Source organism: Streptomyces sp. SAS_272 (genome assembly GCF_052543235.1).
Map to the genome: position 1 here is coordinate 1 of NZ_JBMNDR010000019.1, position 8,088 is coordinate 8,088.

The 8,088-nt window shown below is 72.1% G+C and carries 9 protein-coding genes; 4 read left to right on the forward strand and 5 right to left on the reverse strand.

The window, feature by feature from the left end; translation table 11 throughout:
- Nucleotides 1-22 precede the first annotated feature (22 nt).
- From ACN6LD_RS13930 to xseA, 3 genes are all read right to left on the reverse strand, one after another.
- Entirely contained in the window at nt 23-613 is a 591-nt protein-coding gene (locus ACN6LD_RS13930; RefSeq protein WP_319198274.1) for a malonic semialdehyde reductase, read from the reverse strand.
- Between the two features lie 478 nt (nt 614-1,091).
- On the reverse strand, nt 1,092-1,316 hold the full coding sequence (locus tag ACN6LD_RS13935; RefSeq protein WP_445043314.1) for an exodeoxyribonuclease VII small subunit: 225 nt from the start codon (nt 1,314-1,316) through the stop codon (nt 1,092-1,094).
- 12 nt (nt 1,317-1,328) lie between these two features.
- Entirely contained in the window at nt 1,329-2,537 is a 1,209-nt protein-coding gene (xseA, locus tag ACN6LD_RS13940) for an exodeoxyribonuclease VII large subunit (RefSeq protein ID WP_445043315.1), read from the reverse strand.
- Between the two features lie 105 nt (nt 2,538-2,642).
- Here xseA and ACN6LD_RS13945 point away from each other — a divergent pair, with 105 nt between their 5' ends.
- Nucleotides 2,643-3,695, forward strand: a complete 1,053-nt coding sequence (locus tag ACN6LD_RS13945) for a 4-hydroxy-3-methylbut-2-enyl diphosphate reductase (RefSeq protein ID WP_319195252.1) — start codon at nt 2,643-2,645, stop codon at nt 3,693-3,695.
- 29 nt (nt 3,696-3,724) lie between these two features.
- Nucleotides 3,725-4,471, forward strand: a complete 747-nt coding sequence (ppgK, locus tag ACN6LD_RS13950) for a polyphosphate--glucose phosphotransferase (protein WP_057584415.1) — start codon at nt 3,725-3,727, stop codon at nt 4,469-4,471.
- 70 nt (nt 4,472-4,541) lie between these two features.
- On the opposite strand, the gene ACN6LD_RS13955 is transcribed toward ppgK, so the two are convergent.
- Entirely contained in the window at nt 4,542-4,979 is a 438-nt protein-coding gene (locus ACN6LD_RS13955) for a DUF6542 domain-containing protein (protein ID WP_445043316.1), read from the reverse strand.
- A gap of 380 nt (nt 4,980-5,359) precedes the next feature.
- Between ACN6LD_RS13955 and ychF the strand changes: the two genes are divergently transcribed.
- Complete coding sequence (gene ychF / locus ACN6LD_RS13960) at nt 5,360-6,448, forward strand: redox-regulated ATPase YchF (RefSeq protein ID WP_398427604.1); 1,089 nt, start codon at nt 5,360-5,362, stop codon at nt 6,446-6,448.
- A 173-nt stretch (nt 6,449-6,621) separates the two neighbouring features.
- Here ychF and ACN6LD_RS13965 read toward each other — a convergent pair whose 3' ends face one another.
- Nucleotides 6,622-7,416, reverse strand: a complete 795-nt coding sequence (locus tag ACN6LD_RS13965) for an AfsR/SARP family transcriptional regulator (RefSeq protein ID WP_445043317.1) — start codon at nt 7,414-7,416, stop codon at nt 6,622-6,624.
- A gap of 110 nt (nt 7,417-7,526) precedes the next feature.
- Here ACN6LD_RS13965 and ACN6LD_RS13970 point away from each other — a divergent pair, with 110 nt between their 5' ends.
- Nucleotides 7,527-8,060, forward strand: coding sequence for a redoxin domain-containing protein (locus ACN6LD_RS13970; protein WP_319195246.1), 534 nt, complete (start codon nt 7,527-7,529; stop codon nt 8,058-8,060).
- Nucleotides 8,061-8,088 lie beyond the last annotated feature (28 nt).

Genomic DNA, 8,088 nt, shown 5'->3' on the forward strand with positions numbered 1-8,088 from the left:
CCCCCCCCCCACGTCAGCGGTCTCAGACGGTCGTGACGACCTCGTCGAAGGCCAGACGCGGGGAGCGCGGGTACCAGGCGCCCTCGCCCGGCTTGCCGATGTTGACGACCATCAGGGGGGTGTGGTCGTCGTCGAGGAACTCCTTGCGGACGCCTTCGAGGTCGACGCCGGTCATCGGGCCGGCGGCGAGGCCGGCGGCGCGGACGCCGATGATGAAGTAGGCGGCCTGGAGGGCGGCGTTCAGGGCGGCGGCGCCCTCACGGGCCGGGCGCTCGCTGAAGAACAGCTCCTTGGCCTGCGGGAAGGCCGGGAACAGGGTGGGCAGCTCCTCGTGGAACTCGTTGTCCGCGGAGAGGATCGCGACCAGCGGGGCGGTGGCGGTCTTGGCCTGGTTGCCCTCGGCCATGTGCTGCACCAGGCGCTCGCGGGCCTCGGGGGAGCGGACCAGGGTGACGCGCAGCGGGGTCTGGTTGAACGCCGTCGGGCCGTACTTGACGAGGTCGTAGATCGCCTGGACCTGCTCGTCGGTCACCGGCTCGTCGGTGAAGGTGTTCGCGGTGCGAGCCTCGCGGAACAGCAGGTCCTGGGCGGCGGCGTCAAGAACGAGAGACATGCGTGGACTTCCTTCGGGTGGCGTCCGGATCCGGTACCGGACCGTGGTCCGGATCGGCTGACAGAACCGACATTACGCGAGGGAAGTTCAATCTTCAACAAAAACGGCGGCGGTGGCGGAGTGATCCGCTTCACATCCGCCGCCCAGCACCCCGTTCCCGGGCCGCCGCCTGCCCCGGGCCGCCCCCTGCCCCGGGCCACCGTCGGCCGCGGTCCTCGGGCCGTCCCCGGTCCCTGGGCCGCCCCCTCGCCCCCGGCCGCCGCCATATCCGGTCCTCGGGCCGCCCGCCCCCGGTCCCCGGGCCGTCCCCTCGCCCCCGTCCCGGTCCTCGGGCCGCCCGCCCCGGTCCCAGGGGCGCCCCCGTTCTCTGGCCCCCCGGCCCCGGGCCATCGTCAGCCGCGGGCCATCGCCGGCCGCGGGCCATCGCCGGCCGCGGGCCATCGCCGGCCCCCGGGGCGCCCCGGCCGCGGGGACGGGCTCACTCCTCTTCGGGGTGCCCCTTCTCCTCGGCGAGCGCCGCGTCCAGCCGCTCCCGGGCGCCCTCCAGCCAACGCCGGCACACCTTGGCCAGCTCCTCACCGCGCTCCCAGAGGGCGAGGGACTCCTCCAGCGTCGTGCCCCCCGCCTCCAGACGCCGTACGACCTCGATCAGCTCGTCGCGGGCCTGCTCGTATCCGAGCGCCTCGTCCGTCCTGCTCGTCATGTCCCTGTGTTCCTACTCGTCGACTCGAACGGTGAACTCGCCCCCGGCCACCCGCGCGCGCAACGCCTCGCCGGCCGCCGCCTCGCCCGGGTCCCGCACCACGTGCCCGTCGGCCTGCTGCAGCACCGCGTATCCCCGCTGCAGCGTCGCGGCCGGCGAGAGGGCCACCACGCGCGCGTGCGTGTGACCCAGCTCGGAGTCCGCGCGGTCGAGGAGGTGGCCGACCGTGCGCCGGGCCCGGTCGGCGAGCGAGGCCACGTGGTCGGCCCGCTCGTCGATCATCCGGTGCGGATCCTGTATCGCGGGCCGTGCCAGCGCGTGGGCCAGCCCGCGCTCCTCCCGCTCCAGATACGCCTGCGCGCAGCGCCGCGCCCGCCCGCGCAGCATCCGCACCCGCTCCAGCTCCTCGCCGACGTCCGGCACGACCTTCTTCGCGGCGTCGGTCGGCGTCGAGGCGCGCAGGTCGGCCACGTGGTCAAGGAGCGGGTTGTCCGGCTCGTGACCGATCGCCGAGACGACCGGCGTGCGGCAGGCGGCGACGGCCCGGACCAACTGCTCGTCGGAGAACGGCAGCAGGTCCTCCACGCTGCCGCCGCCCCGCGCGACGACGATCACGTCGACCTCCTCCAGCGCGTCCAGCTCCTTCACGGCCTGGACGACCTGCGTCACCGCGTGCACGCCCTGGACGGCGACGTTGCGCACCTCGAAGCGGACCGCGGGCCAGCGGTGCCGGGCGTTCTCCAGGACGTCCCGCTCGGCGGCGGAGGCCCGCCCGCACACGAGGCCGACCAGCTGCGGCAGGAACGGCAGCGGCTTCTTCCGCTCGGGAGCGAAGAGCCCTTCCGCCCCCAGGGATTTCTTGAGCTGCTCCAGGCGTGCCAGCAGCTCCCCGACGCCGACCGGCTTGATCTCCACGGCCCGCAGCGACAGCTGCCCGCGCGGCGCGTACCACTCCGGCTTCGCGTGGACGACGACCCGGGCGCCCTCGCCCACGACGTCCGCGACCGCGTCGAAGACCTGCCGGTAGCAGGTCACGCCCACCGAGATGTCGTGCGAGGGGTCCCGCAGCGTCAGGAAGACGACGCCGGCGCCCGGGCCCCGGGACAGCTGGGTGATCTGCCCCTCGACCCACACCGCTCCGAGCCGGTCGATCCAGCCTCCGATGAGCCGGGACACCTGACCGACGGGCAGCGGGGCGTCCGCGGACGTGTTCACAGCCATGCCGACGAGAGTATCGGCCACGACCGACAACCCCGCTCCGAGCGCCGGGGTGCGGAGGGCGGCGTCCCCCGGCGTACGCAGGCGGCGGCCGGACACGGCCTTACGATGGGACGCATGACTGCTTCGCCTGGCCGCCGCCGTGTCCTGCTCGCCGCTCCCCGGGGCTACTGCGCGGGCGTCGACCGTGCCGTGATCGCCGTGGAGAAGGCCCTGGAGCAGTACGGGGCCCCGGTCTACGTCCGGCACGAGATCGTCCACAACAAGTACGTCGTGCAGACCCTGGAGAAGAAGGGCGCGATCTTCGTCGAGCGGACGGAGGAGGTGCCGCCGGGCAACATCGTGATGTTCTCGGCCCACGGCGTCGCCCCGGTCGTCCACGAGGAGGCCGCGCGCGGGCGCCTCGCCACCATCGACGCGACCTGCCCGCTGGTCACCAAGGTCCACAAGGAGGCGGTCCGCTTCGCTCAGGAGGACTACGACATCCTCCTGATCGGGCACGAGGGCCACGAGGAGGTCATCGGCACCTCCGGCGAGGCCCCGGACCACATCCAGCTGGTCGACGGCCCCGCGGACGTCGCGAAGGTCGAGGTCCGCGACCCGTCGAAGATCGTGTGGCTCTCCCAGACCACCCTTTCCGTCGACGAGACGATGGAGACGGTCGACGCGCTGAAGGAGAAGTTCCCGCAGCTCATCTCCCCGCCCAGCGACGACATCTGCTACGCCACGCAGAACCGTCAGCTCGCGGTGAAGCAGATGGGCGCGGAGGCGGAGCTGGTCATCGTGGTCGGCTCCCGCAACTCCTCCAACTCCAAGCGCCTGGTCGAGGTCGCCAAGCTCGCCGGCTCCCGCGAGGCCTACCTGGTGGACTTCGCGAGCGAGATCGACGAGGCCTGGCTGGACGGTGTGACGACGGTGGGCGTCACCTCCGGAGCCTCCGTCCCGGAGGTCCTCGTCGAGGAGGTGCTGGCCTGGCTCACCGAGCGCGGTTACGGGGACGTCGAGCTCGTCAAGGCCGCGGAGGAGCACATCACCTTCTCGCTGCCCAAGGAACTCCGCCGGGACCTGCGCGAGGAGGCGGCGGCACTGGCGGCAGGGCGCGGCGGGAGCGGTGCGGCGGCCGGTACGACGCCCGGTGCGGCGGGTACCTCGGCCGAGTGACGGTCCGTCGGCCGTCGTAACGTAGGGCCATGCAGATCTTCGGCGTGGACATCGGCGGATCCGGGATCAAGGGCGCCCCGGTGGACCTCGACAAGGGCGACCTGGCCCAGGAACGGCTCAAAGTGCTCACCCCGCACCCGGCGACGCCCGAGAGCGTCGCCGACGGCGTGCAGGAGGTCGTGGAGCACTTCGGATGGACGGGGCCCGTGGGGCTGACCTTCCCGGGCGTCGTCACCGGCGGCGCGACGATCCGTACCGCGGCCAACGTCGACAAGGGCTGGATCGACACCGACGCGCGCGCCCTGTTCGGCGAGCGGCTGGGCGGCCTGCCGGTCACCGTGGTCAACGACGCTGACGCGGCGGGCGTCGCCGAGATGTCCTTCGGCGCCGGGCGCGGCCGCGGCGGCACGGTGATCCTGCTGACGTTCGGCACGGGCATCGGCAGCGCCCTGTTCGTGGACGGCGCGCTGGTCCCCAACACCGAGCTCGGCCATCTGGAGCTGCACGGGCACGACGCCGAGAAGCGCGCCAGCAGCAAGGCCAGGGAGGACCACGAGCTGACGTGGGAGCACTGGGCGCACCGCGTCCAGAAGTACCTCGCCCACGTCGAGATGCTCTTCTCGCCGGAGCTGTTCATCATCGGCGGCGGCGTCAGCCGCAAGGCCGACAAGTTCCTGCACTTCATCGAGGGCGTCAAGGCGGAGATCGTCCCGGCCCAGCTGCAGAACAACGCGGGCATCGTGGGCGCGGCGATGCACGCGGCGAAGAGCGACTGAGGCGCGACGGTCGTGAGCCGTGAGCCGTGAGCCGTGAGCCGTGACGCCGTGTCGCCGTGAGAGCAGGCCGTCACGGCCGCGGACCGCGCCACGCACCGCGACCCGACCACGACGGGTCCGGGCGGGCGGCCGGGTTCCTGCGGCGGGCCGCCGCCCGGCGCAGGCCGCGCGCCAGGACGGTCAGCGCCGCCAGCAGCGTCCCGCCGTAGAGCCAGCCGACCTGGGTGGCCAGTGCTGTGACCAGCCCCATCAGGCGCGCCCCGATCCCGTTGCCGCCGGCGGCCACGGGCAGCAGCCCGACGGAGAAGGCGATCGGCGCCACCACCGGCGCGGACAGCAGATCGGCGGCGCGCACCCAGAGCGCGGTCAGCAGGCACACCGGCAGGAACAGCACGCCGTACGCCGTGAGCGAGGCGCCGAACAGCAACTGGTCCAGGCCGCCCAGCAGGAACATCAGCACCGAGCCGAACAACCCCGCGCCGAGCCCGGTCAGCCGCGGGTTCGGCATCCGCCACGACGGCAGCGGCGCGGGCCCGCGTGCGGCCGTGCCGGGGCTGGGCTCGCGGCGGCTCCGCTCCGGGCCCGGCTGGGGCGGCAGGGGAGGTGTGTCCCGTCGGGCGTCGCGTCGGGCTTCACGTCGGGCGTCCCGGTGGGAGTCCCGGTCAGGGGCCCGTGTCCAGTGTTGCTCCACCGGACCAACTCTGGTCTGTTTATGTGCCGAATCGGGTGTCGGACACGCCGTGCGGCACGGCTTGGCCAAGCGTTCGACCGGCCAGCGGGGCCGCGCCGGGGCACGCCGTAAACTGGTGGACCGGTCAGCTCTCTGGCCCCTGGCCCTCTCACTCCGGGAACTGGCCCCTTGGCCCTCTCACCACGGGAAGTCGCAACGTGTCGCTCACGATCGGAATCGTCGGTCTGCCGAATGTCGGCAAGTCGACCCTGTTCAACGCCCTGACCAAGAACGACGTGCTGGCGGCCAACTACCCGTTCGCCACGATCGAGCCCAACGTCGGCGTGGTCGGCGTCCCCGACGCCCGGCTCACGAAGCTGGCGGAGATCTTCTCCTCCCAGCGCGTCCTCCCGGCGACGGTCGACTTCGTCGACATCGCGGGCATCGTGCGCGGCGCGAGCGAGGGCGAGGGCCTGGGCAACAAGTTCCTCGCGAACATCCGCGAGTCCGACGCGATCTGCCAGGTCATCCGTGCCTTCAAGGACGAGAACGTGGTCCACGTCGACGGCAAGGTCTCGCCCAAGGACGACATCGAGACGATCAACACCGAGCTGATCCTCGCCGACCTGCAGACCATCGAGAAGGTCCTGCCGCGGCTGCAGAAGGAGTCGCGGATCAAGAAGGACGTCGCCCCGAAGGTGAAGGCCGTCGAGGAGGCGAAGGAGATCCTGGAGAAGGGCGACACGCTCTTCTCGCAGGGCGTCCTCCAGGGCAGCGAACGGGCCGAGCTCCTGCACGACCTGCACCTGCTCACCACCAAGCCCTTCCTCTACGTCTTCAACGTCGACGAGGACGAGCTGACCGACGACGCCTTCAAGGACGAGCAGCGCGCCCTCGTCGCCCCCGCCGAGGCGATCTTCCTCAACGCCAAGCTGGAGCAGGACCTCGCCGAGCTCGACGAGGACGACGCGATGGAGCTCCTGGAGTCCGTGGGCGCCGAGGAGCCCGGCCTCGCCACCCTCGCCCGCGTCGGCTTCGACACCCTCGGCCTGCAGACGTACCTCACGGCCGGCCCCAAGGAATCCCGCGCCTGGACCATCAAGAAGGGCGCCACCGCCCCCGAGGCCGCCGGCGTGATCCACACCGACTTCCAGAAGGGCTTCATCAAGGCGGAGGTCATCTCCTTCGCCGACCTGGTGGAGACCGGCTCGGTCGCCGAGGCCCGCGCGAAGGGCAAGGCCCGCATGGAGGGCAAGGAATACGTGATGCAGGACGGCGACGTGGTGGAGTTCCGCTTCAACGTGTGAGCGGATGTCCGACGCCGCCTCGCCGATGCGGCGGACATGCAGGTCGGAAGGGGTCGGGCTCGCGGGAGCCCGGCCCCTTCGTCGGTCCCGTGCTGGATCTGTGCGGGACCCGCTCGTCGGAAGGCGCCACTTCGCAGGTGGGAGCGTTGTGGTGGACGTTCCGCGGCGACGCGTCAGGCGGCGCCCAGGGCGCCGCAGCGGAAGATGTGGCGGTCCACGGGATCGTCCCGCAGGATCGCCCCGCGCAGGTCCTGCAGCTCGCGGCTCAGGTCCAGCCCCAGCCGCGCGGTCATGCGCGCTCGCGCCGAGGACAGCACGCGCAGCGCGTCCGCGCGGCGGCCGCATTCGTAGAGCGTGGCGGCACGGAAGGCCAGGAGCATCTCGTGCTCGGGGTGCTCCGCGGTGAGCCGCGCGAGTTCCGCGGCGAGCGACGAGTAGTTGCGCAGCTTGAACTCTGCCGCGACACGCAGCAGTTGCGCCGAGATCAGCAGCTCGTCGAAAGCGGTGGCGACACCTCGGCGGGTCCGCTCGGACGCGACGTCCTCCAGGGCGGCCCCCCGCCACTCGGCGAGCGCGGACGAGGCGAGGCGTGACACTTCCTGGGGCTCGGTCCCCCGCTGGGCCAGGTCGACCAGCCGGGTGAAGCGGTGCAGATCCACCAGCTGCGGATCGCCGGTCAGCATGTACGTCGAACCGCTCCGCACCAGCCGCACCGACCCGTCGGCCCCGCCCCGGCGAAGGCTCGCCCGCAGCCGGCAGACGTTCACGTACAGGTCGGCCCGGGACCGTCGTTCGTCCTCGTCCGACAGCAGATCGATCAGGCGGTCCATGGGAAGCGGCCGGCCCATCTCCAGCAGAAGTAAGCCCAGCAGCAGACGTTCGCGGCGGCGCCCGATGGTCCTGGGGTGTCCGTCGACGGTCCATTCAACTCTGCCGAGCACTCGAAAATATGACCCCGTGGCATGCATGCGGTCATGGTGCTCAGCCCGTCATGTTCCTGGCAAGGTGTTGGCATCCTCCTGGCAGGCCCCACCTCTCACACTGATCCCAAGTGCAACCGCGCCCAGGGGGTCGAAACGTGCCATACGTCATAGCCGGTCTGGTGCTCGTCGGAGCCGTCGCCCTGCTCAACCTCGTCCTGCTCCTGGTCATCCTGCGTCGCTGGCAGGAGCTCGAAGCCGTCCGCCGACGCGGCGACTTCGCGGCCCAGGGGCCCCAACCCGGGGACGGACTCCCGGACTTCACCGCCACCGCGCTCAGCGGGCGGACGCTGACGCAGGACGACTTCCGCTCCGGGGAGCTGCTGCTGGGCGTCTTCTCCCACGACTGTCCGTCCTGCACCGACAGCCTCCCCGACTTCGCCGAACGGGCCGACCGGACCCGGGCGGCGGGCGGCCGGGTCCTGGCCCTGGTGATCGGCGACGAAGCCGGCGAGAGCAGTCTGACCGCCCGACTCGTCGGGCCGGCGGACGAGGTGGTGCCCGATCCCGAGGCGTCGCCGCTGTTCCGCGCCCTGCGGGTCCCCGCCTTCCCCACGATTCTCGGCTACCGGGACGGCGTCGTCGCCGCCCCTTCCGCCGCCGACCGCGAACCGGTACCGGCGGCCTCCTGAGCCCCGGTGCGACCCCGGATCGCGGTCG

What these genes read in the sequence shown, in the direction of transcription:
- ppgK (WP_057584415.1), top strand. Translation starts at nt 3,725, where the DNA reads ATGCAGATCTTCGGCGTGGACATCGGCGGATCCGGGATCAAGGGCGCC.
- xseA (WP_445043315.1), bottom strand. Translation starts at nt 2,537, where the DNA reads ATGGCTGTGAACACGTCCGCGGACGCCCCGCTGCCCGTCGGTCAGGTG.
- ACN6LD_RS13945 (WP_319195252.1), top strand. Translation starts at nt 2,643, where the DNA reads ATGGGACGCATGACTGCTTCGCCTGGCCGCCGCCGTGTCCTGCTCGCC.
- ACN6LD_RS13955 (WP_445043316.1), bottom strand. Translation starts at nt 4,979, where the DNA reads ATGCCGAACCCGCGGCTGACCGGGCTCGGCGCGGGGTTGTTCGGCTCG.
- ACN6LD_RS13930 (WP_319198274.1), bottom strand. Translation starts at nt 613, where the DNA reads ATGTCTCTCGTTCTTGACGCCGCCGCCCAGGACCTGCTGTTCCGCGAG.
- ACN6LD_RS13965 (WP_445043317.1), bottom strand. Translation starts at nt 7,416, where the DNA reads ATGCATGCCACGGGGTCATATTTTCGAGTGCTCGGCAGAGTTGAATGG.
- ACN6LD_RS13935 (WP_445043314.1), bottom strand. Translation starts at nt 1,316, where the DNA reads ATGACGAGCAGGACGGACGAGGCGCTCGGATACGAGCAGGCCCGCGAC.